Here is a 26,950-nt window from a genome sequence, read left to right on the forward strand (position 1 = left end):
ATTTAGAAATTGAATTGGGATTCCACTGAAAATTTATCAGCATGTTCGCAAATTCCTGATTTTTTCGCTTTCAAACTTTTATAACTTTGTGAGATCACCCCGAATTTTGGACACACTAAAAACAACAAGTATGGATTTATCCGCCATTATCACTTCTGTCCCTGATCACGGCCCCATTTACAGAGAAACAACCGATCTGTCTTTATTGATTGTGGAGCCCTGGAATGCCTGGTCTTCCCTCACCTTTCTTATTCCTGTAATGATCTTCTTGTGGCAGCTGCGGGGCCGTTATTCCGAATATGCATTCATTGTTTGGTTCTGTTGTCCGCTTTTGGTATTGGGAGGATTGGGAAGCACCTTTTTTCATGCATTCCGGGTTTCCCGCTTACTGTTGTTAATGGACGCCATTCCGATTGTTGTATTGGTTCTGGGGGTGAGTATCTGGATGTGGCTGAAGGTACTCCCTAAAAAGTTTCAGCTGGTTTGGATTTTATTGTTGTTCTTCGGATTAACCTTCCTCTCCATGTACTTTTTAAACGGTCAGGACCGCATTTCTGCCGGTTATTTCTTCCGGGGATGGATGTTATTGCTGCCCTGTTATTTATTTCTGCGTCAAACCAGGTTCCGGAATGCAGGAGGGTTGTTTATTGCAATTACTTTTTTCGTTCTGGCCTTGTTATTCCGTTTCCTCGACGAAAAAATCGTGATCGGCTTCATGCCCTGGGGAACACATTGGCTCTGGCATGTTTCAACAGCTTTCGGAGCTTATTTCCTGGGAGAATACCTGATCCGAAATGCTTATGCAAAAGGAGATTAAGTCATAAACGAAGCTTACGCATTTTGATCATGCATCCGAACCGGATGTTAACGAAATGTGCCTCAATGATCAATTAAAACGAAACCGGGCCGGTAAAAGGAATCATTTTAAGAACTTTTTAGTTAATTTGCGTAAAATTATTCTTCAGACATGAAAAAACTAATTATCCTATCTTTCTGCGTGTTTTCCTTATTGGCATGTACAAAAAAGAAATTTACAGGTACTTATTCATTTTGGTATAACACAGAAGTAGCAAACGATTTGAGTGCATACGGAATTACCAGTTTAAGTCTGTATGTGGATGAGCAATTTGTGAAAACCATTGATGCCTCTAAACATTATACGGGAGATCCGGGTTGCGGAACAGGGAATTTTGTCTACGAAGAATCCATGTTCAAAAAAGAAAACAGAACACATTACTATAAGATTTACGATCAGACAAATAGTTTGATTTGGCATGGTCCCTTCATGATGAGCCAAAAAGAATGTAATTCGCTGCAACTGACGCGTTAATCTTCAAAATTGATTTTGGAAGGCTGTCGGTTCACTGGCAGCCTTTTTCATTTTAGCGGAATAATCCTTAATTGAGATCATGAAATTTGAACCGAGAAAAATAACCTTGAAAGACGGACGTGAAATCCTGCTCCGTCATGTGACAGTTGAAGATGCAGAGAAAATCATTCCGTTTGTTCAGGGCTTCGTGTATGAGGAAGAATTTGTTCCGCTCAGCGAAGGAGAATTTAACCCGACACTGGAAGAAGAAAGAGCGGTTTTGAAGAATTACGTGGAGCGTGCCAATTCCCTGTTTTTGGTAGCAGAAGCACCGGATGGAACGATCATCGGAAATCTCAACCTGGACGGTAACCAGCGGAAAATTATGCGGCACACTGCTGTTTTCGGAATGGGGATGCACAAAGGCTGGCAGGGCTGTGGTCTGGGGACGGCTTTATTGCAAAATGCCGTTGACTGGGGCCGGGATCATTCCGAACTGGAATTGATTTATTTACAGGTATATGCCGAGAATGAATCGGGGTTGGCTTTGTACCGGAAAATTGGATTCAGGGAACATGGACGCATGCCGAAGGTTTTCAAGCAGAACGGCCGCTATCACGATGAAATCTCGATGCATTTGGTGTTGAAATAGGGAGGAATTGGAGTTGTTTTTGGGCAATGATGCGCTAACTGAATTGGTTAAAATATGCAAACAAATAACCCGATTTTACAAATTTATAAAATTAGGTAAAAAGCCTGGAATCACTGGTTTTTAGAGCGGCGTTCCTGAGTCTCAAACCCCAAAACTTCCTCTCCCCGGACTTGCAAATCAGGTGTCTTTTGCTATATTTAAAAGAACTGATAGGAAGTTTATGGAGAAAATACAGCCGAATTATTTGAAACGGATTTTTACGATCCTCTTGCTGGTGGTACTCACAGCGGTTATTTACCTTGCCAACGATATTTTGTTTCCACTCATTTTGGCATTCATCCTGGCGGTACTAATCCGCCCGATAGATTCCTTTCTGCAAAACAAGTGGAAGTTTCCCAAAATCATTTCGGTGATTCTGACGCTGGTCGTTGCGGTAGTATTTTTTCTGGGCTTGTTGTTCCTGATCGGGATGCAGTTAAAAGAGTTTTTCGATGATCTGCCCAAAGTGGAGCAAAACATCACCAAAGTGATCTCGGATCTCAACGGATGGATTTACCAGCATTTCGGCATTTCAAATTTCCAGCAGGAGAAAATTGTGAAGGACAACCTGATGAAGTCCAGCATGATCTCTATGGAGTATTTCGGATCTTTGACCGGTTTTTTGATGTATTTCGTCCTGATTCCGATCTATTTGTTCCTCTTTTTGTTCTATCGCTCCCTCCTGCTCGGCTTTTTGATCAAACTTGTACCTGCAAAAAGCACTGAAAAAATGCAGGTGGTAGTAAACGACATCAAATTGATCGTACGCCGCTACATTCTGGGATTGTTACTGGAAGTCGGGGTGGTTTCTACGTTAACAACATTGGGACTTTGGGCTATTGGTGCGCCTTACTCCCTGTTCCTGGGACTTTTAACCGGTCTCCTGAACCTTGTTCCCTATGTCGGAATTATTATTGCCAGCTTTCTAAGCTGTTTGATTGCACTTTCCGGTAATCCGAACCTGGAACAATCGGTGATCGGTGTACTGGTCGTTATTGCAGTTGTTCAATTCCTGGATAACAACATCCTGATGCCTCGAATTGTCGGGTCGAAAGTACGAATCAATGCCCTGGCATCCATTTTATCCGTCATCATCGGCGGATCACTGGCGGGAATTCCGGGAATGTTCCTGGCGATACCGGTTACGGCTATTTTAAAAGTCGTATTCGATGCTGCTCCGGGATTGGAACCCTACGGATATTTATTGGGAGACGAACTGCCGAAAGCACTCTTCTGGACCAAAAAATCGGATTTAAAAGACAATTAACCGTTTTCCGGAATTAAATCCTGGAACCAAAATCCGTATTCAGTGGTTTTTCCGTCGCTTGTTTGCGAAGTGTAGGTTTTGTAGACCTTCTCGCCCTGTGAAAAACGAAGCGCTTCGCTGAAGATTGGCCCGTCAAACACAAAGGTGTGAAATTCGCCGTTTTCTCCGCACGGATCCACGTTTTCAGGTAGTTCGGAAAGGAATTCACGGTCAATCACGCGCCCGCAAAACGAGTCATTCAACTTGGAAGCATCGGTGCAGACCACCATCGTTTTGAATCCGAGATCAACAAATTCAAGAAGCAATTCACGTGTGTCGCGTTTCCACAACGGAAAATGTGCTGTAATCCCCGATTCCGCCAGTTTTTGTTCGCGGTAACTCCGCAAATCTTCCAGGAAAATATCTCCGAAAATACATTGTGAAATTCCTTCCGCTTTGAGTTCTTCCATGGCCTGGTTCATCACTGATTCATAGGCTTTCATATCTGAGCTTTCCGGAAGAAAAACAGTTTTAAAGGAATATTCAGTGCCTGGGCCTGAGCCCTCAGCAGTTCATTTCTGACACCGTGCATGGAAACACGGTCTGCTTCCTGGTTGAGCGTTGTTAAAAGGTAACGGACATCAAACACACCTTCCTGCAATACATGATACAGTGCCAGCGTACTGTCCTTTCCCCCGCTCCAGTTAAAATAAGCCGGAATCAATTGTCCCATTCTTCATTCAGGAAAGCAACAATTTTTCGGGCAGTGGTATTGAAATAGCGTTTGGTGCGGTAGCCGCCCACCCAGGTAATTCCGCGCACAGCATTGGTCAGGAATACTTCATCTGCAACCAGTAAGTTAGAAGGCAGAATCGGACATTCATACACTTTCAAGCCGTTTTTCAGCGCCAGATTGATCACCTGCATCCGCATGGTTCCGGCTAAACAACCGTCGGCAAGACTTGGAGTGTAAAGCACGCCGTTGCTTACCACAAAAATATTGCTGTGCGAACTTTCAAGAATCTGACCGTTTTCATTGGTGATCAACATATCGTCCAGCCCTTTTTCTTTCGCAGAAATAGCTGCCAAAACATACAAAATCCCGTTTTTGGTCTTGTAATTCGACAGAATATTCTTCGTTTTTTTGATATCCTGGTACAAGTCAACCTCTAAACCCTTGGCATTCAGTCCGAACAGGTTTTGCTCAATCGGGTAAATTTCAATGTAATAGCTAACTTCATTCGTATCAGGAAGATACGTCCCGCCCCCTAAACGATCAATTGAAAGACGAATACGCGCGCCTTCTGTGATTTTGCATAAGGTAATCAGCTCTTCGATCTGCTGCAGGAAAAATTCGGTGGTGTAAAAAGCAGGCAAACGCATTTTCAGGATTTTTGCTCCTTCAACCAGCCGTGAAAAGTGATGAGCCAGGTTCAAAACCTTTCCATTCATGACCCGCATACTCTCAAAAAGACCGTCGCCGTAAGTGTAAGCACGGTTACCGGCCGTGATGGAATGTCCTGAGTTACTGATTATTTTACCGTTATTGTTTACAAAAAGTTCCTGGTCGCTCATCTTAAAGTAGGTTTTGAAATGCAATAATCACTTGTTCAATATTAGTAATTAAAATGAAAACAATACCGAAAATAGCGCCTGATATGTGCGCGTCGTGTGCAATATTTGACTTTTTGGTGCGGTTGGCATAAATCTCAAAACCCAGGTAAATGATCCCGTACATCCAGGCTTTGAATGGGATCGGAAAGATCATGTTTCGGATTTCCATATTCGGATCCAGCGTGAATGTGGCAAAAAGTACGGCACACGCCACTCCGGATAACCCCAGGGCCCGGTAATACGGATCAAAACGGTGTTTGTAATAGGCATACATACTGGAAGTCACCATCGAACCGAAAATCAACGTCCAGAAAACAACCTGTGTCATAATCGGATCGTGGTATATCACTAGCAAGCGAACCTCCAGATAAGTACCGAAAATGTAAAAAGTCACGCAATTGAAAATCAAATGCTGCATATCCCCGTGCAGGAACACGTTGGTTACAAAGCGGTAATACTGCCGTTCGTTTTTAATTCCATACGGATAAAAGAGGTATTTATCCCGGAATCCCTCATTGTTAAAACCAATGAATGAAACGATGGCTGAAATGATAAGAATGATGTATGTTGAATAAATTTGGTGCTCCATGTTTTGCAGTGTGAATATCTTGCAGTAAAATTGCTTATTATTTTTGAACCCTGATATGAAAATAAACAGACTTCTAATACTGTTTCTTGCATTTACACTGATTCGCTGTACCTCCTCAATCGACAAAACAAACCCGGTTTTTGACAAAAAAGTGTCGTTAAAAAAACGAATCGGGATTGCTATTGAAAACGACTTATTAACAACACTTCAACTTCCGGAGGGATTAAAAGATTCTGTTTACGCCTTCTACAAGGCTCGTGATTTCCGTCCGGTGTGGGCCAATGATTCGATGCTGACTCCGAAAGGTGAAAACTGGAAAGAATTATTGCAATATCCCTGTGCCATGGGATTGCCCGAAAACCGCCCGTTTACCTTCAAAGAAGATTCCCTGAGTCAGAGCTCCATTATCCAGGAATTCATCCTCACAGCACGCTTGGCGCAATTGCAGCAGGATTTGAAAGTCGGTTTCCTCGATACGGCTGTGAACCACTACCGCCCGATCGTTTCCATTGATCTCAAAACACTCGACAAAAGCGTCCGCCAGATGGATACCGTTAAAAACTGGGGCTACTGGTTTGCACAAATGGGCCCATCCAGGCCGGAATACCGGGCTTTGGCCATTGGTTTGTTCAACTATGCCCACGGAAAAAAACTCTCTTCTATTCATTTTGAAGTTCCTGCATTGGTCGAAGATTCCCTGCGTTCACTGGAATTGGCAGAAGAATCCCTGATCGACAAAGGCTATTTGGATCAAAAAAAGACAGATTCTGCCGCTTTCTGGGAAGCGATGGGTCGTTTTCAGGCAGATAATGGCTTGAAGCCCGATGGAGTGATCGGCGTATACACCCGTAAAGCACTCGATGAATCAGAACGGTACAAATGTCACCGGGCCGTTCTCTCACTGGAGCGCTGGAGATGGCGTGCACCTTTCCCGGATCGTTATCTGTGGGTCAATATCCCGGAATACAAACTGCGTATTTTCTACAACGATACCTTGTTCTCCGAACACCGCGTAGTGGTTGGAAAGCCTGAAAATCAAACGCCTCAGTTGACTTCGCGTTTGCGTGCCATTGTTTCCATGCCCTTCTGGACACAGCCTCAATCCATTGCCAGTAAAGAATTTTTGCCTGCGATCCAGCGAAACTCCGGTTATGCTGCCAAAAATCACTACAAAGTGTATCGCGGTGATACAGAAGTCGATCCGACAACGATCAACTGGAAACGCTACAAGGAAAAGAATTTCCCGTTCAGGGTGAGGCAAGAACCCGGAAACGATAACGCGCTCGGCTTGGTCAAATTTGAGTTCAACAACAAATACGGCGTTTACATTCACGATACACCGTCAAAAGGGTTTTTCAACAAAGACATTCGCGCCTACTCGCACGGTTGTGTGCGTTGCCAGATGCCGGATTCCCTGGCGCGCTTCATTTTGAGTCGTGACGATAAGCAGAAAATGACCCGCGACTCCCTCGACACGCTGATTGCAAGAAAAGAACATTATTCGATTGCCCTGCACAAACCCATCCCGATGGAGCTGGATTACATCACCGTTGTGACAAATGAGAACGGAAAACTGGTATTCTTCCCGGATGTGTATGACCGCGATGAAAAATACCTGAAAGCCATGAAAATCTACCCAAAGGTTCAGTGATTAACCGCATAGAAACATAGGTTTTTATAGTTAGAGAATGATTATTCCCATGTATTCTATTGTGAACTATGTGGTGATACTATTAAATGATTCATACATAATTTACCTGGTTCTTCTGCGGGAAAAATTAATCCAAATGAAGCAAGCTATGTGACCTTGTGTGTGCTATGTGGTTTACCAAACTACTCAATCATTTTTCTGCACGAACTCCAATACATCCTTCATCTCTTCCTGCGAGATAGCATGTCCCATTCCCTTGTAAATATGGAAATCAATGGAATACTGGTGTTGTTCCAGCCATTGTTTGGCATCGTTCGCCTCGTTAAATGAAATGCGCTTGTCCGAATCCCCGTGGGCAATGAAAATAGCCAGTTCGCTCGCTTTCTTACCGGCAGTTGCTTCGCGGGTCATAGGTAATAATCTGCCGCTGAGTACCAGGATTCCTTTCGCGAGAGATGCATCCGACAAACCGAGCTGGTAGCTCATGATTCCTCCCTGGCTAAATCCTCCGATGAAGGTTTTGGAAGCGGAAACTCCGTATTTCTTTTGAAGTTCCTTTACCGTTGCCACTACTTTTTTGCTGCTTTCAGTGACTTCTGCCTGTTGATTTTGAGTGTTCTGAATGTCATACCATTGAAACGAAGCCGCTCCGATCGGGTAAGGCGCTTGTAAAGATGCAACGATGTAATTCTCCGGGAAAAACTGCGCCAATGACAGTAAATCGTCTTCATTGGAACCGTAACCATGGAGAAGAACGACCAAAACCGGCGCTTCCGTTCCCCGGGCTTCGTGAATTTTATAGAACAGCAAATTACTGACCTGTTCTTCTTTTGGTGTTTGTTTATTGGTTCCGGAAGTGTCAGGTTGGGCGTTGCAGGAACTGATCCCTGAGATTAAAAGCAATAAAGCCAATAACAATTGAATGTTTTTCATCGTGTTTGTTTTATACGTTTGTCGAAAGCTGTCTTTTTTACAAAAATCGGATATTCTGATCGATTGAAATGGTAAAAACAGAAGATTATCTTGTAAAAATTAGGGGACGCTTCAATTCCAATAGCGAATTGATAATTGAAAAGGAAACGTTTTTTGACTTATGCGCACAAAAGTCAATTGAAATATCGAATCGATTTAGCAAGTACTGACCGGATTTCCTTACTTTTGCAAAAAAATAAAACAAAACTATGTCAGTGATCATTGCTCCTTCTATCTTGTCTTGCGATTTCGGAAATTTGGAACGCGATTTTGAATTAATCAATCAAAGTGAGGCAGATTGGTTTCATGTGGATGTGATGGATGGGGTATTCGTGCCGAATATTTCCTTTGGTTTTCCGATCATTTCCGCATTGAAGAAAGTAGCAAAGAAAACGATCGATTGTCATATCATGATTGTGAACCCGGATCAGTACATTACAGATTTTGCAAAGGCAGGAGTCGATATTCTGACCGTTCATTACGAAGCATGTACACACCTGCACAGAACGATTGCTGCTATTCATGAGGCGGGAATGAAGGCTGGAGTGGCACTAAACCCGCATACACCTGTTTCGGTATTGGAAAACGTGATTGCAGATTTGGACCTGGTATTGATCATGTCTGTGAATCCGGGTTTCGGAGGACAAAAATTCATTCCGCAAGCCATTGAAAAAGTGAAGCAGACGAAAGCACTGATCGAAAGCACGGGATCAAAAGCTGTAATTGAAGTAGATGGCGGCGTGAATACCGAAACCGGAGCAAAATTGGTTGAAGCGGGTGCTCAGGCCCTGGTGGCAGGAAGTTTCGTGTTCAATAGCCCGGATCCGAAAGCTACGATTGCTTCTTTGAAAAAATTGTAATGCTCGATTTCTTTCAACAACGTTTTTCCTACATCCACCAGTTAAATCTGAGCTGGATCAATCATTTGAAGCAAAATGACCGGGATATTCCCTGGGATGTTAAACTGGCACTTTCCCGCCTGATCAATTCGCAGCACATAGCTGTTTGTGGCATCCTGGATTTGGAAATTGAATCGGAATTGGATGATGTGCAGCCGGAAATGTACTGGGAATCTCTTGAGCGCGATAACTTTCAGCAGTGGATGAATGTGTTCCTGCAGTTTAACCAGGGAATTCGAGACAACATGGAATGGCTCACTCCCCTTTTGTTCAAAGCACTTCACGAGAATGCGCAATACCTCGGGCAGTTGAAATTACTGCTGGTACAGCACGAAATGGAGCTGTTTGACGAAACGATGATCCGGGTGGACTAATCGAATGTGTTTACCTTTCTGTTTCCCCGACATAGGGTTGTATGAAATACCTACTTGCCTTTTTCTTTTTGGTTTTGAGCAGTTGCGTCCTAAACGCACAAAATCTGTGTAAACCAACCAGCGTTTTCTTCGATTTGAATAAATCAGCGTTGAAACCTGACGGGAAATCTGTGGTCGACAGTTTGATCGAATCCGTAGAAGTTTCCGAATTCATCCTGGAGATTTACGGTTACACCGATACATCCAATACGGATAGCTACAACCGGAAACTTTCCCAAAACCGGATTGATGCGGTGTTAAGTTATCTCAAAAAGAAAAAAGTAGTCCCGAAGGAAATCCGGACGTTTAACGAAGGAGAGGATTTTACTTCCAGTATCCAGAATAAAAACGCTGCTTTCCAACGTCGTGTAGACCTCTACATCACCCCGATGGAAGGTTTGGAGGTGGTTTTTAAATCACCGGAAGGTGTCATCATCAAAAAAAGTTTGGCTTCGTTCGGAGACTGCGGCGTTTGTGCTTTGCGACCGACAATATACTACCAGCAAACGACGGGCTTCGTGAATGAAAAAGACGTTAATCTCGAAACCTATTATGGTGGAAGACTGAAGCTGAGCGGAATCATCTCGTTTAAGATGGATTCGTGCTTGTCTGTATCGAAGGAAGAACAGGACAACATCAGAATGGAGGTGAAATCGTCCGGTTTGAATTGGGGTGATCAGCCGGGGAACGATATCCGGCGAGCAATTCCGGACAAGATTTATTGGGATTCGGTTCACAAAGTACTTCGGCTTTACGAAACTTTCCGCAGGCGTAGTTGCGAGATCATCGGGATCAGTGATGAACATGCGCCGATACTTGTTTTGCCTGAGGAATCATTGAAAGGCCGTTCTTTCTATATTTTCGGTCTATCGAATTCGGTGCAAAGGCTGCGAAACGACACGACCCTGCTCAAGAACACTGTTACAGAAGTCGTCAGTTATTTTCCTGTAGGAACGGATTGGTATCTTTTCAAAGACAAAGCCTCCAAAATTGAGCACTGGTTCCTCAATCGCGATTCCGTTTCGCCCAATGCCTGCCTGGTATACACGTCGGATTACAGCAAAGTATCTCCGAAAGGTGAACTATTCTTAAAAGTAAAATTAGACGGCGTTGAAAAAGTGGGGTATTACAACAAAGAATTCGACTTGTTAATCGAGCTGGAACATACTTCGGGAAATAGGTATCATGGACAGATATACCAGGACGGATTTGAGTTGTGCTATGTCCGAAAAGGCCGCTATTACCTGGAAAAGAATGGTGCTGAAAAACTGAACGTTAAAACAAAGGATGGAGTTTTGAAAGCGAAGATTAAAAAGAAGTACCTGTTAAAAAAGAACCAGTTGAAATGGCGGAATTTGAAGAAAAGAGGACTCGTTAATTGATAAGTTAAAAGTGATGCTTCGACTTCGCTCAGCATATAGTAATTGAAAAGTCAAAAGTTTAATTTTGTGAGTGTATGATGAAACTTCCTCCTTTTGATGTGTTCCCGGTGCTGCAATCCGAAAAAGTGGTTTTGCGGGAAGTGAGTGACGCGGATATTCCGTTATTGCTTGATGTATTGACTTATGACGGGAAAACAGCCGAAACGCTGGACGAAGGAGTCGCCATTATCTCGAAAATCCGCAGGGATTACCAGGCTGGAAATGCTGTTAATTGGTTGATTGAAGAAGCCGGAACGGGAGAATTGGCCGGTTTAGTGGGGTATTTCCGGGGATTTGAAAATGGAACAGGTGAATTGGGATGTATTTTGAAAGCGGCTTATCGCGGAAAGGGATTCATGTTTCCTTCTTTGAACCTCACCGCCCGATTCGGAATGGAAGAAATGAAGCTGAATCAGGTCATCGCATTGACAAAGCCGGAAAATGACAAAGCCATTGCTTTGTTGAGTCGAAATGGCTTTCAGCAGCAGGAAGGACTTACGGAAGGCTACCTGAAATTCGTCTATTTGCCCGAATAAGCAGTTATAAACAGCGCTGAAACAGAAAAGGTTATGTTTTTGTTAAAGCGATATTTCGAAAAAAATAACTTTTGTAAACGCAGATCTCTTAGAAATGACTACTTTTGCGCCGGGGTAAGTCTTTTACGACCAGCTCCCTCTGATTCCTCCAGGACGGGAACGTAGCAAAGGTGAGAGGTTGTAGCGGTGCGATAGAAGTAGCTTACCCCTCTTTTTTTGTCTTTTTTTTGGGTTCTCATTCCCTACCCGATCAGCCTCTTTCAAAGCCAAAATAACTTAAAAGTGTTGCTTGATCCGGAAAATATCCTGCAGAATAAACACAATCGCATACATTTGTCTCAATGGAAGTGCTCACGCTTGACAAAGGACAATATTCCGGGAATATCCGGCAATGGAAAGAGTATCGTGGTTTGATTGCCAGTAAAACGGCATACGACAGCGATTCCAATCCGTCGTTCCATGCGCATGAGCACCCGCATGTGAGTTTCATTTTACAGGGCGGAAATATCGAATACCGTGGTGCAGAATCCATTGTTCGCGGTGCAAACGAAGTGACATTCTATCATTCCGGAGAGTTGCACAAAACACTTCCTGCAACGGAACATACCCGGAATCTCAACCTGGAAATCGACAGTGCCTTCCTCGATGAAAACCGTTTTTCGGAAGATCAGTTGAAAAAAGCAATCGGGAAAAACCCGGACAGCAATCTCTTCCTGCTCCGGATGCAGTCGGAAATTCATTTAAATGATCAGCTCACGGAATCGGCGCTGCATGCACTGTTATTTGAGTTTGTGACGGGATTGGATGTGAAAAATTACAGGGAAATTCACTGGTGCGTGAAATTGCATGAACTGATCAATGACCGCTGGGCCGAGCCGTTTCACCTGAATGAACTTTCTGTGGAACTCGGAGTTCATCCGGTAACGATTTCGAAGCATTTTGCGCGTTATTTTGGCTGTACGCTCAGCGAATATGTTCGGAAGTTGCGCATTCAGAGAAGTTTACCGTTGATTCAATCGCGGGAACATTCACTTTCAGAGATCGCTTTTCTATGCGGATTTGCGGATCAAAGTCACTTCATCCGGGTGTTTAAGCACTACACAGGAATGAGTCCGAAAAACTACCGAATGTTATGAACGGCTAATCTGGTTCTATTTTCTGGTGTACTTTTGCGCTTTCTTTGTAACCAAAATAGAAGTATGAAGCGTTTTTTTACCACCGCTGCGATCGTATTGCCCTTGTTTGTATCTGCTCAAAAGCAAGAAGTCCTCAAACAGGATCAGTTGAAAACAATTCAATTGGAAAAAGGAACGACCAAGACATTTGCGATTAAACTGCAGCTGGGAACACCGTATGTCATTCACCTGGAGCAAAAGGGAATTGATGTGGCTTTGGTTTTGAGAGACAGTACCGGAAAAGAATTGGCACAAATGGATAGTCCGAACGGATTGTACGGGCCGGAACGTATTGAACTGACTCCAATGGTTCATTCAAACCTGATCGTGTCGATCGAACCCTTGTCAGATCCGGCAAATACATCCTCCGGGAAATGCAGTATCCGCTATCGTGTACGTGTTCCGGACGACGAACGAAAAAACCGCCTGCTTTCGCCGAAAGAAATGAAAAAAGACTTACTTGCTTTCAGATCCATTCGCGAAAAGGCAAATTCCGGGCTGTACAGATACCGCACGGTGCAGCAAATCGACAGCATCTATTCCTGGGCTTTCTCGGCTACGAAAAAAGCAATGCCGATTACTGATTTTCATAAGATTATTTTGGTGCTGACAGATTTTGAAGGAAGTAACCACAACGGAACACGTTTGCCTTTCAAAGGAAACATGATGTTTGACAGAACCCGCGGTTATTTCCCGTTTTTCATGAAATGGGTCGATGGAAAAATGCTGGTGAATTATCAGGGAGGCGAAATTCCATTAGGCTCTCAGGTTGTAAGTGTCAACGGAATCCCGGATGCGGAGTTACGAAAACGGTTTTACAAGTATTTCACCACCGATGGATATAACCTCACGGCGAAGGAACGTCTGGCAGCAGAAGATGCATTCGGCTGGCTTTTTCCTTTTGAAATGGGAACGTTAGACGTGCTCGAAATCGGCTATAAACTTCCCGGATCTGATCGTATAGAAACTATCCGGATGAAAACCGTGAGTGCAGACGAGAACAGCCGGCGTTATTTCAATCGTTATTCAGCCCCGGCAGATAGTTTGCTCAACTATGAGTTCCAGCCGAAATACAGCTTTGTGCGAATCAATGACAGTACGGCGCGTTTGAATTTCCGGATTTTTACCATGGCTTCCAATGCGGAGGATCCTGAATTTGCCGTATTCTCTCATTACCTGGACAGCATCTTTACATTCATAAAACAGGAGAACATCACGCATTTGATCCTGGATGTACGCAACAATCCCGGGGGAAATGATCCGAATTACGAAAAAGTGTTCACGTATTTGACAAACCGTTCATTCTATGAAAACAAGGGAGCGTACATTCTCTTTTCCAAAATCCCTTATCCGGAGTATATCAAGAAGGAATCCGAAGACAAGGAAAACCAGAAACGCATGGTCAAATCACAGGATGATTACCTAAAAAGTGTTTTTACCGTGAAGCAGGGAAATTATTACCTGCAGCACCCGGATTTTAACCCTGTTTACCATCCGGATTCCAACCGTTTTGAAGGAAAACTGTATCTGGTGATCAACGAACACGTGGGGTCAGCGGCTTCGCATTTTGCTTCACTCGTGCGAGGTTACAGCAATGCAACCGTTGTGGGAATCGAAACTTCGGGTGGTTATTATGGTCACAACGGTCATTACCCGATTGAGTATACCTTGCCGAATTCAGGAATCACGACCCGTTTTTCCATTGTGCATGTAGACCAGGATGCCCCGTTGCGGAAAGATCAGCCGGTAGGTCATGGAATTCGTCCGGATTATACGGTTCCGTTATCATTTGGGGATTTTATGAATCAGGAAGATTCGCAGGTGAAGTTTGTATTGAAGTTGATTGAAGGAATGAATAAGCATTAAACGACAAATCCCTTTCGAACATAAATTCGCGAATTCGCAATATTGCGAACCTGTTTAAAGTGATTGGTTAGATTCTTAATATTAACAATTTGATTATTAATAATTTGAATGTGTTTTTTTGAGTTGTTTCGAAACGCTCTGCAAGGTGTTAAACCCCATTCTCGGCCGAAATATCCACGGAAATACTTGTGTAAAACTTCCATTCTGTCGGTTGTTATGGCTTAACTAAATGCTTTTATCTTTGTCGTTCAAATTCAATACACATGAAATTTTTCATCGATACGGCAAACCTGAATGATATCCGCGAAGCAAATGATTTGGGGATCCTGGACGGAGTAACTACTAACCCATCCCTGATGGCGAAGGAAGGAATTACAGGTCAGAACAATATTTTGAAACACTACGTTGACATTTGCAACATTGTAGACGGACCAGTAAGTGCGGAAGTCATTGCAACAGATTTTGAAGGAATGATCCGTGAAGGAGAAGCATTGGCAGAGCTGCACAAAAATATTGTAGTGAAAATCCCGATGATTCCTGCAGGAATTAAAGCGATCAAGTACTTTTCCTCCAAAGGAATCAAAACAAACTGTACCTTGATTTTCAGCGCAGGGCAAGCATTGCTTGCAGCCAAAGCGGGAGCATCTTACGTTTCTCCGTTTGTTGGTCGTTTGGATGATGTGTCTACCAATGGAATGGATTTAATCCAGCAGATACGTATTATTTTCGACAACTACGGATTTGAAACAGAAATCCTGGCGGCATCTATCCGTCACCCGATGCATATTATTCAGTGTGCTGAAATCGGATCAGATGTGATGACAGGACCATTGAGTGCAATTCTTGCTCTGGCGAAGCACCCGTTGACAGATAACGGATTAGCTCAGTTTTTGGCAGATCACGCAAAAGGAAATAAATAATCCGAAATTTTCCCGGATTGAAAATAAACAGGAAGGGGCCTTTTTCGGGCTCCTTTTTTGTGTTTTGAACATCTTAGGAGCGTTTTTGGGATAAGAGTACACTTATCCACCACTTACCCGGGTAGCCATTTCTGAGCCACAAAAATTCACTCCGCTTCATCCCGTTTTTTCCAACACTCAACCGAAATATTTACCGGTTAGTCAAAAATTGAACAACTCCTACGGACATTCTGTTATTTTTGCCCTTTGGTATATCTATTTATGAAGAAATTACTGTTGTTTTGTTCGTTCGCTTTGACCGTGCTTTCGGTTCGTGCACATGAATATTACTTTGCGTTCGGTGAAGTAGAATACAATGAAACAACCAAAAAACTGGAGATTACCCTGGAGTTGAGTGCGCACGACATGGAGTCTGATTTAAAGAAGACTGGAGTTGTTTTCGACAAGCACATGGAGAATCAATCCCAAAATGCAGTATTCAAAAAACAGCTGGAGGCCTATTTATTGAAAGGGTTTTCTATCTCAAACGGTGATCAGCCCGTTTCGATTTCCCTGATGGGGTTCGACGTATTGCCAAACGGACAGTTGTATGTCTATATGGAAAGCCTACCGCTCGAATTGAAAAGCTCCCTACTCTTTCGCTTTGACTTACTGATGGAAACCTTTCCGGATCAGCAGAACAAGATCACATTTATACACCATAAACAAAAACAGACGGCTGTATTTTTACCAACCAAGCCTACAGAAATCATAACCCTGTAACTATGAAAAAAATCCTCTTTTTCCCGATCGTACTTTCGGTATTCAGCGTTTCTGCTCAGACTAAATTTGCCCAACTGGACATTGAGCTGCCAACTCCGAATGAATACCGGACGGCTGCCGGAGCTCCCGGACATGCTTACTACCAGCAGAAAGCAGATTACAAAATGAACCTCATACTCGACGATGAGAAACAAATCATCCGCGGAGAAGAAATCATTACGTATACCAATAATTCACCGGATGTCCTGGAATACCTGTGGTTACAGTTGGATCAGAATATTTTCAAGCCGGATTCGGACAGCAAATTGATTGCGGTGGAGAAAATGGAGGATTTTCAGTCGATCAGGGACGTGGAGCGCAAACTGATGGTTTTTGAAGGTGGATTCAATATCGAATCTGTTTCAACGGTAAACGGTGAAAAAATGCGTTATGCGATCAATAAAACGATGATGCGCATTGACCCGGCAAAACCGCTGGGGCCGAAACAAAGCATTTCCTTTAAGATCAAGTGGTGGTACAACATCAACGACCGCATGAAAGTAGGCGGAAGATCCGGGTATGAATACTTTGAAAAAGACAACAATTACCTGTACACCATCGCACAGTTCTTTCCAAGAATGTGTGTATATAATGACGTAGAAGGCTGGCAGAACAAGCAATTCCTTGGAAAAGGAGAATTTACGCTTCCATTCGGGGATTACGAAGTTTCCATTACCGTTCCGTCTGACCACATTGTAGCCGGAACCGGAGAATTGCAAAACGGGGCGGCGGTTATGACCGCTGAACAAAGACAGCGCATGGACAAAGCAAAAACATCCGATAAGCCTGTTCTGATCGTCACGCAGGCAGAAGCAGAAAATGCAGAAAAGAACAAAGCGACTTCTACCAAAACCTGGACATTTAAAGCTAAAAATGTACGCGATTTTGCCTTTGCTACTTCCCGCAAGTTTATGTGGGATGCGCAAAATACAGTGGTGAAAGGGAAAAACATCCTGTGTATGTCTTTTTACCCGAAAGAAGGAAACCCGTTGTGGGAACGCTATTCCACGAAACTGGTAGCACACACGATTCAGACATATTCGAAATATACGATTGATTATCCGTACCCGGTAGCAATTTCGGTACATTCGAACCAAATTGGTATGGAATACCCGATGATTTGTTTCAACGGTGGAAGACCGAATGAAGACGGAACCTATTCGGAACAAACGAAATACGGCATGTGGGGAGTCATTATCCACGAAGTAGGACATAACTTCTTCCCGATGATTATCAACTCAGACGAACGTCAGTGGTCGTGGATGGATGAAGGATTAAACACCTTTGTTCAGTACCTGACAGAACAGGAATGGGAACGCGGTTATCCTTCCCGAAGAGGTCCGGCAAACATGATCACCGATTACATGCGCGGTGATAAGAAGTTTATCTCCCCGATTATGACGAATTCGGAATCGATCTGGCAGTTTGGAAACAATGCCTACGGAAAACCGGCAACAGCCTTGAATATTCTGCGCGAAACCGTGATGGGAAGAGAATTGTTTGATTTTGCGTTTAAAACGTATTGTGAGCGCTGGAAATTCAAACACCCTACTCCTGCCGACTTGTTCCGCACCATGGAAGATGCTTCCGGAGTGGATTTGGATTGGTTTTGGAGAGGCTGGTTCTATTCAACGGATTACGTAGATATTTCATTGGATTATGTGAAGCATTTCGAATTGAACTCCAACAACCCGGATGTGGAAAAAGCTGAAAACAAGAAAGCAGCAGATTCCAAACCTCAGTTTATCGGCGATATCCGTAACAAAGACGCAATCAAGCAAACAGTCAATGAACGCGATACCCTGATCGACGATTTCTACGCGAAAAGAAACCTCTACGAAGTAGACCGTCTGGATAAGAAGGAATACGAGGAATTCCAGGCGAAACTGACTCCGGAACAAAAGAAACTGCTCGAATCCAAAAAGCAATTCTACGAACTGGCTTTCACCAACAAAGGAGGATTAGTCTCCCCGCTGGTAATCCAGGCAAAATTTGCAGATGGTACGGATCAGGTCATTCGGATCCCGGCAGAAATTTGGAGAATGGACGAAACAACGGTTACGAAAGTGTTCATCTTCGATCAGCCGGTGGTTTCTTTCCAGTTAGACCCATTCCTGGAAACGGCAGATTGCGATACAGACAACAATGCTTACCCGCATGTTTCCGGTCCTACACGCTTCCAGTTGTTCCAGCAAAAACAAAACGGTGAAAACCCGATGCAGCGGCAGAAACGCATGCAAAGCGGAAATTAAATATGAAAATTAGCTTCATCTTCATGCTCTTATTTTCCTGTAGTCTTTATGCTCAGGATACAACAGTTGTGGCTTCATCATCCTATTTTCAGTTTTTGTATCATAGGGTGCCTAATTTGGTTCGGATTGGTTTTGCCAACATGGATGAGCCTTATTTTTTGGTTTGTTCATGTGATAAAATAACCAATATTGACTCTTTGGGAAACGCTTTACCTGCACACACTTATTTTGTTTTACCTTCTGAAAATTGGAAAACAATTATTGAGGTATATCGATTAATTGGTGAAGACACTGTTCGTATTTCAGAAATAGTATTTAACAATATCAGTTTACCCAATCCAGAATTATGTTTTGGAGCAACTTCCTCGGAGGGTGAATTTAACCCGGATGAAACGATTCTAATATTAAGACCTAGCATCTATACATATGGTATGGATTATCATTTTAGAATACTTTCATGGAGTGTGAAGATTGGTAAGAAAAGATATTCCGGTGAGAAAAACAGACTTACTCATCAAGTACTAAATCGAATAAAAAAACTAAAAGAGAAGAGTAAAATAGAAATAGAAGTTCAATGTGATGCTGATGATGGAATAGTAAGAATTATTCGGTCTTCCTTTTATAAAGGGACAAAAATTGAAGGTGAGATACCAGATGAAAATGGAAATTATCCTTCGTATAAAGAATAAATGAGCTTAATTAAATCCTGACGTTTCAAAATGAAAACAATCCTGGCAATCATTGGCAGTGCGAGCGAAAATTCATCCAACCAAAAACTGGTCGAATTTATGGCTTCTCAAGACGGGAATAAATTGACGTTTAAAATGTACACGGGATTAAAGTCTTTGCCACATTTTGATCCCGAACTTTCCGTAGCAAATCCACCGCAGGAAGTGGTGGATTTGCGTACTGAAATCGAGTCGGCTGATGGAGTCCTTATCTGTACACCCGAATACGTTTTCAGTATTCCTTCCGGGCTGAAAAATGCCATTGAATGGTGCGTTTCCACAACTGTTTTCTCCGATAAACCATGTGGATTGATTACTGCTTCCGCCCAGGGAGAAAAGGGTCATGAAGAGTTGCTGTTGCTCATGAAAACATTGACCGCCAGGTTTACCGGGGAAACCACCTTGCTTATCCAGGGAATTAAAGGGAAGTTAAATGAAAACGGAGAAGTAACCGATATCGAAACCCAAACAAAACTGAGCTCTTTCCTTGAAGCTTTGATCGAAATAGTGAAGTCAGATTAACGGAGATCAAAAAAAACAAGTTCACTTAATTTGTTTATTTTAAACAGGTTAAATGGTCAGGATTGAAATAATAGCTAAAACCCGCTAAAACCCTGTCACTTTCCCTGTACTTGTTACACTATACAGATATGACACTCTTTACCAGAATCAAAACAATAACAGGTTTATTCCTGCTGCTTGGCATGGTTTCGTGCAGTACTTCGGAACACAAAAAGAATTTTGAACACCTCTATCCGAAATACTGGGAAAAGTACTCGGATTTACAACTTCGTGATTCGCTCTACGCCGATACGTTGCTGGTTGGACCTGATATCGACGGAGGAAATTCGGCAGCTGACTTCTACAAAGAAGAAATTCACAAACTCCTGATTGATCTTCGGAATGATAAATACAAAACGGATCGACTCTACCCGATGGCTTCGTTCAGCGAAGTTGTTTTGACAGATAAGTCCTCCGGTGAAAATCATCTGTTAACAACCAAACAGATCTCCCGCTTATTGGTCATTGTCAACGACCCGCTTTCGTTCAATTGGTCCGAAAGCACATTTGAGCCGCATTTTCAGCTTGATTTCATGAAGGATGGAGCTGTTGTTTCATCATTAATCATCGAAGACGATAAATCGGTTGTTAAAATCCGCCCGGAACTGAATGGATTCCGCAAAATGAAATTTGGAACCCTGAAACCACGCTTCAGAGATGAATTGATTGACTTGTTCAGGGAAATAGAAGTATAATTACACATATAAACACGTATCGCTATGAAAGTAAAAGAATTGGTATTGATTTGCCTGCTCTTCAGTTCCGTTTCCTACGGACAAACAGGATATAAGAAAGTTTACAAACTCGGAGAATACCAGCAAAACTGGTCCCTGGTAAAAACCCATGCGGGAACATACGGTTTCATCGACAATAACGGGAAGGAAGTCGTTCCGCCCATTTACACTAAAATCGGGAAGTTCGGAGAATTTGATCCGAATGTGGCACTGGTCAAAAATATCTCAGATGCATACGGCTTTATCGACCGGTCGGGAAAAGAAGTCGTTCCGGCGAGATACACGTTGGAGGAAATCCGGCAGCAATTCAAAACACTTTACAAACCCTAGTTTTTTGTTTTTAGGTTTCACTTTTTCGGCTAAAAAGCTGTTTTGGTTGTTGCTCTTCCTCCCTTTCTGGGGCAGGACACAACGGGATTCCCTGGATTTTCAGATGGTCATTCTAAATGCCGCTGATAGTTCACTGGTAGCTTATATTTTGACACCGGGAGATACTTTTAAGCTCCCGGTTTCTTGTTTGAGACCTGATGGTACTATCATTCTTGATTCGTTAATGGCTCAGAACTATATATTCGAATACGACCAGCCGTATTACGGCCCAATAATCGACTTAACAAATGAACGAATACGACAGATCGTTCCTATTGGTTTCCTCGCCTGTGATGATATAGGTGCTTTTTTGAATCGATCCGGCATGAAATTCTATTTTCTGCATTATGGGTACACTACCTATTCCGATTTTAATGAATTGAGAGAAAAATACGGTGTGATCGTGATGAATGAAGGATGTGTCGTTCATCATCAGGAGAATGATTACATGAAAAGGGTATATCGTTTATTAGACATTCGCAATGGTGTTGACTGGCATGCGCGATACCGAGCTGATCATAAGTGTCTTGAACAGGAAAAGCTGAACACGTTTGATATTCAAAAAACCAAATAAGCAGTTTGTGACGACGTTATTTTCTCCAAATATAAATTCCTGATTACCGAAGTGTTGTCTTAAACCGAAAAGAAACCGCTACTCCCTGTTTGCTCTGGTTTGGAGAGACTTCTCTCCGGAATACATCCAACTACCAACTCCGGATCAACACTTATAATATTCAAAAACCGATCCGCTTTTTGCTGAACGATGTTTTCCGGATAAAAAGATTCAAAATCAACCGGTTGTATTAAAAAAGATCGGGCTGTTTATTGATCAAAGATTAAGAGATCCGAATCTTCTTTTAAAAAGCTTAAAACATTCTTGTTTTTGGATTTACGCCCTCAAAATCACCTCGTTGTACATTTACATTGGTTTCGAAACCATTATTCTATTCACTTTAACATTTCAGTCATGAAAAAAAGAAACACTGTAATGAAACAACTATTCGCAACAGGTGCATTGGCACTTATCGGTTTTGCCGCTAACGGGCAATTACTGGAAACAATGGGAACTGCAGGAAGCGGAACTCAAACAATCAGCGCAAGAGAAGCAGCGGGAAGTTTTGATTTGACAGCCCTTACGTATGCAGGGACTGCAGACATGAGAACAACAACTCCTTCAACTGGCTACACCGGTGCTTCAGGAGGTTACAACACCTTGATCCAGGCACAGGAAACATTTGAAATGCAGGGTATCAACGCAGCAGGATGCCGCAGCAACGATTCCCTTTTCTTCGGAATCAACAAAAACACCAATGCAGCTACAGGAATCGATTACCTGGTATTGGAATACAGTGTTGATAACGGATCTACGTGGACGGGAATCACATACCCTGCTTTACCTACGGGAACAGGAACTTCAAAATGGTACAAAGTAGGAGTTGCATTGCCTGCAGGAGCACACAATGCAAACCTGCGTATCCGTTTCAGAAGCACATTGGTTGGAACATCTTCATCCAACCCTCAGTACCGCATTGACGATATCGCATTCTCTTGTGGTTCAACAGTTTCTTGCGGAACGCCTACAGCGTCAATCAACGTATCAGGAGCAACTGTAGTATGTGCAGGAGCTACGATGCCACAACTGACGACGACGACGGGAATTACAGATCCAAGCTACCAGTGGTACAACCAGGATGGTATTATTTCCGGTGCTCAGTCGGATGCTTATTCTCCTGCAACTTCCGGAACTTACTATGTAGTAGTAGGAAGCGAATTGGGATGTGAAGCTACAACTCAAAAAGTATACGTACACGTTTATCCGCAAGTACAGTACTGCCCGATTACATTGGAAGGATGTGTGAAACAATTGGTTTCTGCTTGTGTAAGCGTAAAAGCTCCGGAATTGTTCTTCTCTGAATACGTTGAAGGAGACGCATTCAACAAATACCTGGAAATTTACAACGGTACTTGCGCGGATGTAGATCTTGCAGGTTACCAATTGCGTGCATACCACAACGGTGCAGACGGAACTCCAACTTACACGATCGCTTTGACAGGAACCATCGTTGCGGGAGGTACTTTCGTAATCGCTCACCCATCTGCAACAGCTTGGGCTGGAACTCCGAACATGTACTCTGCTAACTTGCAGTTTAACGGAGACGATGCATTGGTATTGTATAACGGAAACACTTCTACTGTCGCTGATATCTTTGGTTCAGTAGGAAACGATCCGGGATCATCCTGGAGAGATAATGACTCTACAAGTGCAACTTACGGTTGGTCAACTGAAAACAAAACATTGGTTAGAAAAGGATGTGTATACGCTGGTATCACAACAAATCCGGATCTTGCCGGGATCGGTGGTTTCCCTACATTGACTACAGAATGGGATACATTGACACAGAATGATGTTTCAAATTTAGGAACTCACGATAGCTACGGAGCTTCTTCTTACAGCTTCGCTGTTGCTTCCGGAAACGCAACTATTTCTGGTGCTGCTGACAATTGTGCAGATATCGAAGTTGGTTCTGCTAACTCTGTCATTAATGTAACAGGTACTTTCTGTACGTTTAACAACTGTAACACCACTCCGGGACAAATTGCTGTAAACGTAAACTGTGCTCAGGGTCGGAGCATGAACACTTCTGCTGCAGTTGCTTCTGCTGAATTGTTCCCTAACCCTGCAACAGGTTCAGTCATGTTGACTTTCAACACAACAGCTGATGAAGAAGTTTCTGTAGTATTGTTTGATCTTTCAGGAAAAGCGCAAATGACACTTCAAAACGGACTCCTTGAAAAAGGAACACACCGTATGGAAGCTGACTTGTCTAAATTGGCTGCCGGAACGTATATCGTTCGTATCGCTTCTGCTTCTCAAAACCAAACACTTCGCGTGGTGAAAGCAGAAAAGTAATAACCAGGAAATTTGCTCATTCGAAAGAGTCCTTCCGTTTTGGTGGAGGGGCTCTTTTGATCGTTTATAAAAATCAAAGATGAAAAAACAATTAGTTGCTTTTTTGATCTGCTCGTTCGTTTCAGCAGCTTTCAGCACGATCAAGGCACAAACTTCTTTCAATCCGAATACCTATTCCGGATGGATCAGTACTCCAGGCAATTATTTTGCAACCCTTCCTGCCGCTCCGGGAGTTACCTTTAACCAGCCCGCACGCGGAGCCGGAAATCAATTTTCTACAGCAACAGACGGGATCAACTCCGGTCAGTGGCAAAACACTTCTGCTGCGGATGCTATTACGGCAAACCGCTATTTTACGTTTTCAGCAACTGCAAATAACACTACCCAGTTTCAGATCGACAGCTTGCTGCTGGTTCTCGGAAGATCCGGCACCGGCCCGGATTCCTGTATGCTTCAATATAAATCTCCTGCAACCGGCTACAATTATGTTCCGGTAACATCCACTGTTCACGCCATTTTAAACCCGTCAACAAATCCGACGACTTCCCTGATGATAATCCCTTCTACCGCTATCCAGGTCTCCCCTTCCGACAGTGTTGTTTTCCGCCTGGTGGCGTGGCATGCCAGCAGCTCTCTCGGTAAAATGAGAATTATCAACAATACGACGTTTTACGGAAACTCGTCACCAGGTGTCCCTTACACCATCAGTGCGGCTACTGTTCAAACCGGCGATCCAATCTGTGTTTCGTCTCTGAGAGGTGATAGCATCCAGGTCACATTCAATGCTGTGGGAACATTTAATCCCGGAAACACTTACTCCCTCGAATTATCGGATGCTTCCGGCTCCTTTGCTTCTCCCCTGACCATCGGGTCGGTGAACAGCCAGGCAAACAGTGGAACAATCAACGGATTGATTCCTGCGGGAACTTCCGATGCAGCTTACCACGTGCGGATCAAATCAAGCAGTCCGGTAGTTAATGGATTGGACACAACAACCGTAGTGGTTCATCCCGGAATGGAACTGAATGCTGCAATCACACAGCCGGATTGTCCCGGGGGTATTGGGGCAATTGATCTGACGCTGACCGGAGGTACAGGAACGATCAATTATACCTGGTCAAACGGAAGTACCACACAAGCTGTCATCAACTTGCCTTCCGGACCTTGTGGTGTCGGAATTACAGATGCAGCGGGTTGTTCCGTAGATACCACATTCCAAATCATCTCCATTCCGAATTTCAACGTCAGCCAAACGCATACGAACGTGAGTTGTCATTCCGGAAATAATGGAGAAATAACTGTAAATGTGAGCGGTGCGACTGCTCCATACACGATTTCCTGGACAGGAAACGGAATCAGCCAGTCGGGACTAACAGCAAGCAATTTAACTGCGGGAACGTATCATGTACATGTTCTGGATGCCAATAACTGTGTTTACACGAATCAGTACACCATTACACAACCCACAGCGGTTAATCTCTCTGCGGTGATTACACACGCCGCATGTGCAAGTTGTAACGGAAACATTGCATTGTCAGTAAGTGGCGGTGTGAACCCGTATACCTTTGATTGGTCGAATAATGCCACAACAAGCCAGATTCTGGGGATGCCCGGAACGTATTGTGTTGAAGTGACGGATGCCAATAATTGTATGACTGACAGTTGTTTCGTGATTTCATCTACGGCAGGGATTTCAGAGGCGGATGCTTCTTCTTCTTTCGCAGCTGTTTTCCCGAATCCGGCATCCGAAGCAGTTCAATTTGCTTTTTCGGGGAACCTGAAAGGAATTGAAAAAATGGTTGTTGTGACAGACTTATTTGGAAAAATTATCTGGCAGGAAGTCATTTCCCCCGAAATGGATCAAATAGAAGTACCCGTTGACCGGTGGGCCGGTGGAACATACGTTTACCAGTTGTTGGTAGCTGGTAAATCCTTCGAATCCGGAAGAATCCAGGTCATTCATTAAGAAAATAAAAAGGTCGGGGCGAATGATTTTAGCCCCGACCTTTTTTTATTTCCGTGTACTTCTCAATACAATCTCTGTGATTTCAGGATAAATTCCCACCCTTCCTGGGAACCCAAGATAACCGAAGCCGCGGTTCACATACAGGAATTGCTTCCCGACATGATACAATCCCGCCCATTTCTTGTAGCGCAATGAAACCGGACTCCACTTGATGCCGAAGCGCTCAATCCCGAACTGCATGCCGTGGGTGTGCCCTGAAAGTGTCAAATCAATATTGGTACTTGTGACCTGCTCGTCAAAATGGCTAGGATCGTGAGAAAGCAATACTTTGAATGCATTTTGTGGAACGTGTTCCAGTGTTTTTCCCAGCTCACCGCTTTGTCTGAATGGCGCTTTTCCCCAGTTCTCAACGCCTAAAAGCCAGAATCCGGGTCTCAGTTCCACCGCTTCGTTCAGCAAAGGTGTAAAACCGATTTCTTTGTGGATGGAAATGAGTTTGGAAAGGTTCGAGTTCTTTGTTTCCTCTTTGTCCCATGGAACATAATCACCGTAATCGTGGTTTCCGAGGATGCTGAATTTTCCTTTTTTTGCCTGGATTTTAGAGAAAATCGGCTCCCAGCCAAACATTTCTTCTGCGATGTTGTTAACCAGGTCGCCGGTGAAGAAAACGAAATCCGCTTCCAGCTGGTTAATCATCCGGATGGCGTGTTCCACTTTGTCGTATTTATGAAAGAAACTCCCCACGTGGATATCACTGATCTGGACAATTTTCAATCCGTCAGATTCTTCCGGAAGGTTTTCAAAAGGCAGTTCGATGCTGTGTACTTTCCAATTCCATCTTCCCCAGATAATCCCGGCAAGAATGGCAAAAAACATAGCCAAAGCAACGCCGTAACCGAGGTATTTAATGAAAGCGATATGTGTTAAAAGATAAACGATCCCGAACAGGAAAAATCCGAGTGCCGGAACGCCGGAAGAGATCATGACACCGAACGCATTGAATCCTTTACGGTAGTCGGCGGTGTTGCGGTTGCGGAAATAGCGCATCATGATGATCATGCTTCCGAAAAACAAGGTAATCTGCAGAATCCCGAGGATGGTCAGGTACAGATTGTGGTGTTCAAAAAGTATATACGAAAATGTTGCCTGGGCAAGTAGAATCAACAACAGAAATAATCCAAACATAGGTTCAATTTTTCAACGGATAAAGGTATAGACTATAAGGATTTAGAAAAACCGTCAGAAGCCAATCTTCGTTAAAATAGGCGAAATAATCAATCAACATCTAAATGTTAAAAATTTAAGCATCTGAGCAAGCGACTTTTT

27 protein-coding genes and 1 other RNA gene are annotated in these 26,950 nt (G+C 43.4%); 22 read left to right on the forward strand and 6 right to left on the reverse strand.

Annotation, left to right across the window (positions count from 1 at the left end):
• Positions 1–130 precede the first annotated feature (130 nt).
• From ABDV94_RS03685 to ABDV94_RS03700, 4 genes are all read left to right on the forward strand, one after another.
• Positions 131–817: a hypothetical protein gene (locus ABDV94_RS03685; protein ID WP_343604867.1), complete on the forward strand. Its 687-nt coding sequence runs from the start codon at positions 131–133 to the stop codon at positions 815–817.
• A gap of 150 nt (positions 818–967) precedes the next feature.
• Positions 968–1,330 (forward strand): hypothetical protein, encoded by a 363-nt coding sequence (locus ABDV94_RS03690; protein WP_343604869.1) that lies wholly within the window; start codon positions 968–970, stop codon positions 1,328–1,330.
• 79 nt (positions 1,331–1,409) lie between these two features.
• Positions 1,410–1,961, forward strand: coding sequence for a GNAT family protein (locus tag ABDV94_RS03695; protein ID WP_343604871.1), 552 nt, complete (start codon positions 1,410–1,412; stop codon positions 1,959–1,961).
• 220 nt (positions 1,962–2,181) lie between these two features.
• Entirely contained in the window at positions 2,182–3,267 is a 1,086-nt protein-coding gene (locus tag ABDV94_RS03700) for an AI-2E family transporter (protein WP_343604873.1), read from the forward strand.
• On the opposite strand, the gene ABDV94_RS03705 is transcribed toward ABDV94_RS03700, so the two are convergent.
• Genes ABDV94_RS03705 through ABDV94_RS03720 form a run of 4 tightly spaced genes read right to left on the reverse strand, consistent with a single transcriptional unit; the run spans position 3,264 to position 5,449 of the window.
• Positions 3,264–3,749, reverse strand: a complete 486-nt coding sequence (locus ABDV94_RS03705; protein ID WP_343604874.1) for a hypothetical protein — start codon at positions 3,747–3,749, stop codon at positions 3,264–3,266. The two genes, ABDV94_RS03700 and ABDV94_RS03705, sit on opposite strands and share 4 nt — an antisense overlap.
• Positions 3,746–3,979, reverse strand: coding sequence for a hypothetical protein (locus ABDV94_RS03710; RefSeq protein ID WP_343604876.1), 234 nt, complete (start codon positions 3,977–3,979; stop codon positions 3,746–3,748). Before ABDV94_RS03710 ends, ABDV94_RS03705 begins: the two co-directional genes overlap by 4 nt.
• On the reverse strand, positions 3,967–4,821 hold the full coding sequence (locus tag ABDV94_RS03715) for an aminotransferase class IV (RefSeq protein ID WP_343604877.1): 855 nt from the start codon (positions 4,819–4,821) through the stop codon (positions 3,967–3,969). The genes ABDV94_RS03710 and ABDV94_RS03715 overlap by 13 nt, the downstream gene beginning before the upstream one ends.
• 1 nt (position 4,822) lies before the next feature.
• The gene (locus ABDV94_RS03720) at positions 4,823–5,449 is read right to left on the reverse strand and encodes a rhomboid family intramembrane serine protease (protein ID WP_343604878.1); all 627 of its coding nucleotides are present in this window, start codon (positions 5,447–5,449) and stop codon (positions 4,823–4,825) included.
• A 55-nt stretch (positions 5,450–5,504) separates the two neighbouring features.
• Here ABDV94_RS03720 and ABDV94_RS03725 point away from each other — a divergent pair, with 55 nt between their 5' ends.
• Positions 5,505–7,100, forward strand: coding sequence for a L,D-transpeptidase family protein (locus ABDV94_RS03725; RefSeq protein ID WP_343604880.1), 1,596 nt, complete (start codon positions 5,505–5,507; stop codon positions 7,098–7,100).
• A gap of 186 nt (positions 7,101–7,286) precedes the next feature.
• Here ABDV94_RS03725 and ABDV94_RS03730 read toward each other — a convergent pair whose 3' ends face one another.
• A complete protein-coding gene (locus tag ABDV94_RS03730) occupies positions 7,287–8,033 on the reverse strand; it encodes a dienelactone hydrolase family protein (protein ID WP_343604882.1) in 747 nt (248 codons plus the stop codon).
• A gap of 248 nt (positions 8,034–8,281) precedes the next feature.
• Between ABDV94_RS03730 and rpe the strand changes: the two genes are divergently transcribed.
• The 17 genes from rpe (at position 8,282) to ABDV94_RS03815 (ending at position 25,624) form a co-directional block, all read left to right on the forward strand.
• Positions 8,282–8,932: a ribulose-phosphate 3-epimerase gene (rpe, locus tag ABDV94_RS03735; RefSeq protein WP_343604884.1), complete on the forward strand. Its 651-nt coding sequence runs from the start codon at positions 8,282–8,284 to the stop codon at positions 8,930–8,932.
• Positions 8,932–9,345 carry a hypothetical protein gene (locus ABDV94_RS03740; protein WP_343604886.1) on the forward strand — a complete coding sequence of 138 codons (414 nt, stop codon included), beginning with the start codon at positions 8,932–8,934 and terminating at the stop codon, positions 9,343–9,345. Before rpe ends, ABDV94_RS03740 begins: the two co-directional genes overlap by 1 nt.
• 41 nt (positions 9,346–9,386) lie before the next feature.
• Positions 9,387–10,766: an OmpA family protein gene (locus tag ABDV94_RS03745; protein ID WP_343604888.1), complete on the forward strand. Its 1,380-nt coding sequence runs from the start codon at positions 9,387–9,389 to the stop codon at positions 10,764–10,766.
• 74 nt (positions 10,767–10,840) lie between these two features.
• Positions 10,841–11,341: a GNAT family N-acetyltransferase gene (locus ABDV94_RS03750; protein WP_343604890.1), complete on the forward strand. Its 501-nt coding sequence runs from the start codon at positions 10,841–10,843 to the stop codon at positions 11,339–11,341.
• A 112-nt stretch (positions 11,342–11,453) separates the two neighbouring features.
• Positions 11,454–11,552: signal recognition particle sRNA small type (ffs, locus tag ABDV94_RS03755), an RNA gene on the forward strand.
• A 130-nt stretch (positions 11,553–11,682) separates the two neighbouring features.
• On the forward strand, positions 11,683–12,477 hold the full coding sequence (locus ABDV94_RS03760; protein WP_343604891.1) for an AraC family transcriptional regulator: 795 nt from the start codon (positions 11,683–11,685) through the stop codon (positions 12,475–12,477).
• Positions 12,478–12,540: 63 nt separating this feature from the next.
• Positions 12,541–14,382 (forward strand): S41 family peptidase, encoded by a 1,842-nt coding sequence (locus tag ABDV94_RS03765; protein WP_343604892.1) that lies wholly within the window; start codon positions 12,541–12,543, stop codon positions 14,380–14,382.
• Between the two features lie 263 nt (positions 14,383–14,645).
• Complete coding sequence (fsa, locus tag ABDV94_RS03770) at positions 14,646–15,302, forward strand: fructose-6-phosphate aldolase (protein WP_343604893.1); 657 nt, start codon at positions 14,646–14,648, stop codon at positions 15,300–15,302.
• 261 nt (positions 15,303–15,563) lie between these two features.
• The gene (locus ABDV94_RS03775) at positions 15,564–16,064 is read left to right on the forward strand and encodes a DUF6702 family protein (RefSeq protein ID WP_343604894.1); all 501 of its coding nucleotides are present in this window, start codon (positions 15,564–15,566) and stop codon (positions 16,062–16,064) included.
• A 2-nt stretch (positions 16,065–16,066) separates the two neighbouring features.
• Positions 16,067–18,355: a M1 family metallopeptidase gene (locus ABDV94_RS03780; RefSeq protein WP_343604896.1), complete on the forward strand. Its 2,289-nt coding sequence runs from the start codon at positions 16,067–16,069 to the stop codon at positions 18,353–18,355.
• Between the two features lie 2 nt (positions 18,356–18,357).
• Positions 18,358–19,044: a hypothetical protein gene (locus tag ABDV94_RS03785; RefSeq protein ID WP_343604897.1), complete on the forward strand. Its 687-nt coding sequence runs from the start codon at positions 18,358–18,360 to the stop codon at positions 19,042–19,044.
• A gap of 30 nt (positions 19,045–19,074) precedes the next feature.
• Positions 19,075–19,605: an NADPH-dependent FMN reductase gene (locus tag ABDV94_RS03790; RefSeq protein WP_343604899.1), complete on the forward strand. Its 531-nt coding sequence runs from the start codon at positions 19,075–19,077 to the stop codon at positions 19,603–19,605.
• 128 nt (positions 19,606–19,733) lie between these two features.
• Positions 19,734–20,339 carry a hypothetical protein gene (locus tag ABDV94_RS03795; RefSeq protein WP_343604900.1) on the forward strand — a complete coding sequence of 202 codons (606 nt, stop codon included), beginning with the start codon at positions 19,734–19,736 and terminating at the stop codon, positions 20,337–20,339.
• 24 nt (positions 20,340–20,363) lie between these two features.
• Positions 20,364–20,708, forward strand: coding sequence for a WG repeat-containing protein (locus tag ABDV94_RS03800; protein WP_343604901.1), 345 nt, complete (start codon positions 20,364–20,366; stop codon positions 20,706–20,708).
• Positions 20,709–20,712: 4 nt separating this feature from the next.
• Positions 20,713–21,321 carry a hypothetical protein gene (locus ABDV94_RS03805; RefSeq protein WP_343604902.1) on the forward strand — a complete coding sequence of 203 codons (609 nt, stop codon included), beginning with the start codon at positions 20,713–20,715 and terminating at the stop codon, positions 21,319–21,321.
• 414 nt (positions 21,322–21,735) lie between these two features.
• Positions 21,736–23,658 carry a lamin tail domain-containing protein gene (locus ABDV94_RS03810; RefSeq protein WP_343604904.1) on the forward strand — a complete coding sequence of 641 codons (1,923 nt, stop codon included), beginning with the start codon at positions 21,736–21,738 and terminating at the stop codon, positions 23,656–23,658.
• 79 nt (positions 23,659–23,737) lie between these two features.
• Positions 23,738–25,624: a SprB repeat-containing protein gene (locus ABDV94_RS03815; RefSeq protein WP_343604906.1), complete on the forward strand. Its 1,887-nt coding sequence runs from the start codon at positions 23,738–23,740 to the stop codon at positions 25,622–25,624.
• Positions 25,625–25,669: 45 nt separating this feature from the next.
• Here the strand turns inward: ABDV94_RS03815 and ABDV94_RS03820 are convergent, their stop codons facing one another.
• Positions 25,670–26,809, reverse strand: coding sequence for a metallophosphoesterase (locus ABDV94_RS03820; protein WP_343604907.1), 1,140 nt, complete (start codon positions 26,807–26,809; stop codon positions 25,670–25,672).
• Positions 26,810–26,950: the final 141 nt, after the last annotated feature.

Origin of the sequence: Fluviicola sp. (assembly GCF_039596355.1) — a bacterium.
Taxonomy (GTDB): domain Bacteria; phylum Bacteroidota; class Bacteroidia; order Flavobacteriales_D; family Crocinitomicaceae; genus Fluviicola.

What these genes read in the sequence shown, in the direction of transcription:
- ABDV94_RS03750 (WP_343604890.1), top strand. Translation starts at nt 10,841, where the DNA reads ATGATGAAACTTCCTCCTTTTGATGTGTTCCCGGTGCTGCAATCCGAA.
- ABDV94_RS03715 (WP_343604877.1), bottom strand. Translation starts at nt 4,821, where the DNA reads ATGAGCGACCAGGAACTTTTTGTAAACAATAACGGTAAAATAATCAGT.
- ABDV94_RS03700 (WP_343604873.1), top strand. Translation starts at nt 2,182, where the DNA reads ATGGAGAAAATACAGCCGAATTATTTGAAACGGATTTTTACGATCCTC.
- ABDV94_RS03695 (WP_343604871.1), top strand. Translation starts at nt 1,410, where the DNA reads ATGAAATTTGAACCGAGAAAAATAACCTTGAAAGACGGACGTGAAATC.
- ABDV94_RS03725 (WP_343604880.1), top strand. Translation starts at nt 5,505, where the DNA reads ATGAAAATAAACAGACTTCTAATACTGTTTCTTGCATTTACACTGATT.
- ABDV94_RS03790 (WP_343604899.1), top strand. Translation starts at nt 19,075, where the DNA reads ATGAAAACAATCCTGGCAATCATTGGCAGTGCGAGCGAAAATTCATCC.
- ABDV94_RS03710 (WP_343604876.1), bottom strand. Translation starts at nt 3,979, where the DNA reads ATGGGACAATTGATTCCGGCTTATTTTAACTGGAGCGGGGGAAAGGAC.
- ABDV94_RS03740 (WP_343604886.1), top strand. Translation starts at nt 8,932, where the DNA reads ATGCTCGATTTCTTTCAACAACGTTTTTCCTACATCCACCAGTTAAAT.
- ABDV94_RS03800 (WP_343604901.1), top strand. Translation starts at nt 20,364, where the DNA reads ATGAAAGTAAAAGAATTGGTATTGATTTGCCTGCTCTTCAGTTCCGTT.
- ABDV94_RS03685 (WP_343604867.1), top strand. Translation starts at nt 131, where the DNA reads ATGGATTTATCCGCCATTATCACTTCTGTCCCTGATCACGGCCCCATT.
- ABDV94_RS03705 (WP_343604874.1), bottom strand. Translation starts at nt 3,749, where the DNA reads ATGAAAGCCTATGAATCAGTGATGAACCAGGCCATGGAAGAACTCAAA.
- ABDV94_RS03810 (WP_343604904.1), top strand. Translation starts at nt 21,736, where the DNA reads ATGAAACAACTATTCGCAACAGGTGCATTGGCACTTATCGGTTTTGCC.
- ABDV94_RS03745 (WP_343604888.1), top strand. Translation starts at nt 9,387, where the DNA reads ATGAAATACCTACTTGCCTTTTTCTTTTTGGTTTTGAGCAGTTGCGTC.
- fsa (WP_343604893.1), top strand. Translation starts at nt 14,646, where the DNA reads ATGAAATTTTTCATCGATACGGCAAACCTGAATGATATCCGCGAAGCA.
- ABDV94_RS03720 (WP_343604878.1), bottom strand. Translation starts at nt 5,449, where the DNA reads ATGGAGCACCAAATTTATTCAACATACATCATTCTTATCATTTCAGCC.
- ABDV94_RS03780 (WP_343604896.1), top strand. Translation starts at nt 16,067, where the DNA reads ATGAAAAAAATCCTCTTTTTCCCGATCGTACTTTCGGTATTCAGCGTT.
- ABDV94_RS03690 (WP_343604869.1), top strand. Translation starts at nt 968, where the DNA reads ATGAAAAAACTAATTATCCTATCTTTCTGCGTGTTTTCCTTATTGGCA.
- ABDV94_RS03795 (WP_343604900.1), top strand. Translation starts at nt 19,734, where the DNA reads ATGACACTCTTTACCAGAATCAAAACAATAACAGGTTTATTCCTGCTG.
- rpe (WP_343604884.1), top strand. Translation starts at nt 8,282, where the DNA reads ATGTCAGTGATCATTGCTCCTTCTATCTTGTCTTGCGATTTCGGAAAT.
- ABDV94_RS03820 (WP_343604907.1), bottom strand. Translation starts at nt 26,809, where the DNA reads ATGTTTGGATTATTTCTGTTGTTGATTCTACTTGCCCAGGCAACATTT.
- ABDV94_RS03730 (WP_343604882.1), bottom strand. Translation starts at nt 8,033, where the DNA reads ATGAAAAACATTCAATTGTTATTGGCTTTATTGCTTTTAATCTCAGGG.
- ABDV94_RS03765 (WP_343604892.1), top strand. Translation starts at nt 12,541, where the DNA reads ATGAAGCGTTTTTTTACCACCGCTGCGATCGTATTGCCCTTGTTTGTA.
- ABDV94_RS03815 (WP_343604906.1), top strand. Translation starts at nt 23,738, where the DNA reads ATGAAAAAACAATTAGTTGCTTTTTTGATCTGCTCGTTCGTTTCAGCA.
- ABDV94_RS03760 (WP_343604891.1), top strand. Translation starts at nt 11,683, where the DNA reads ATGGAAGTGCTCACGCTTGACAAAGGACAATATTCCGGGAATATCCGG.
- ABDV94_RS03775 (WP_343604894.1), top strand. Translation starts at nt 15,564, where the DNA reads ATGAAGAAATTACTGTTGTTTTGTTCGTTCGCTTTGACCGTGCTTTCG.
- ABDV94_RS03785 (WP_343604897.1), top strand. Translation starts at nt 18,358, where the DNA reads ATGAAAATTAGCTTCATCTTCATGCTCTTATTTTCCTGTAGTCTTTAT.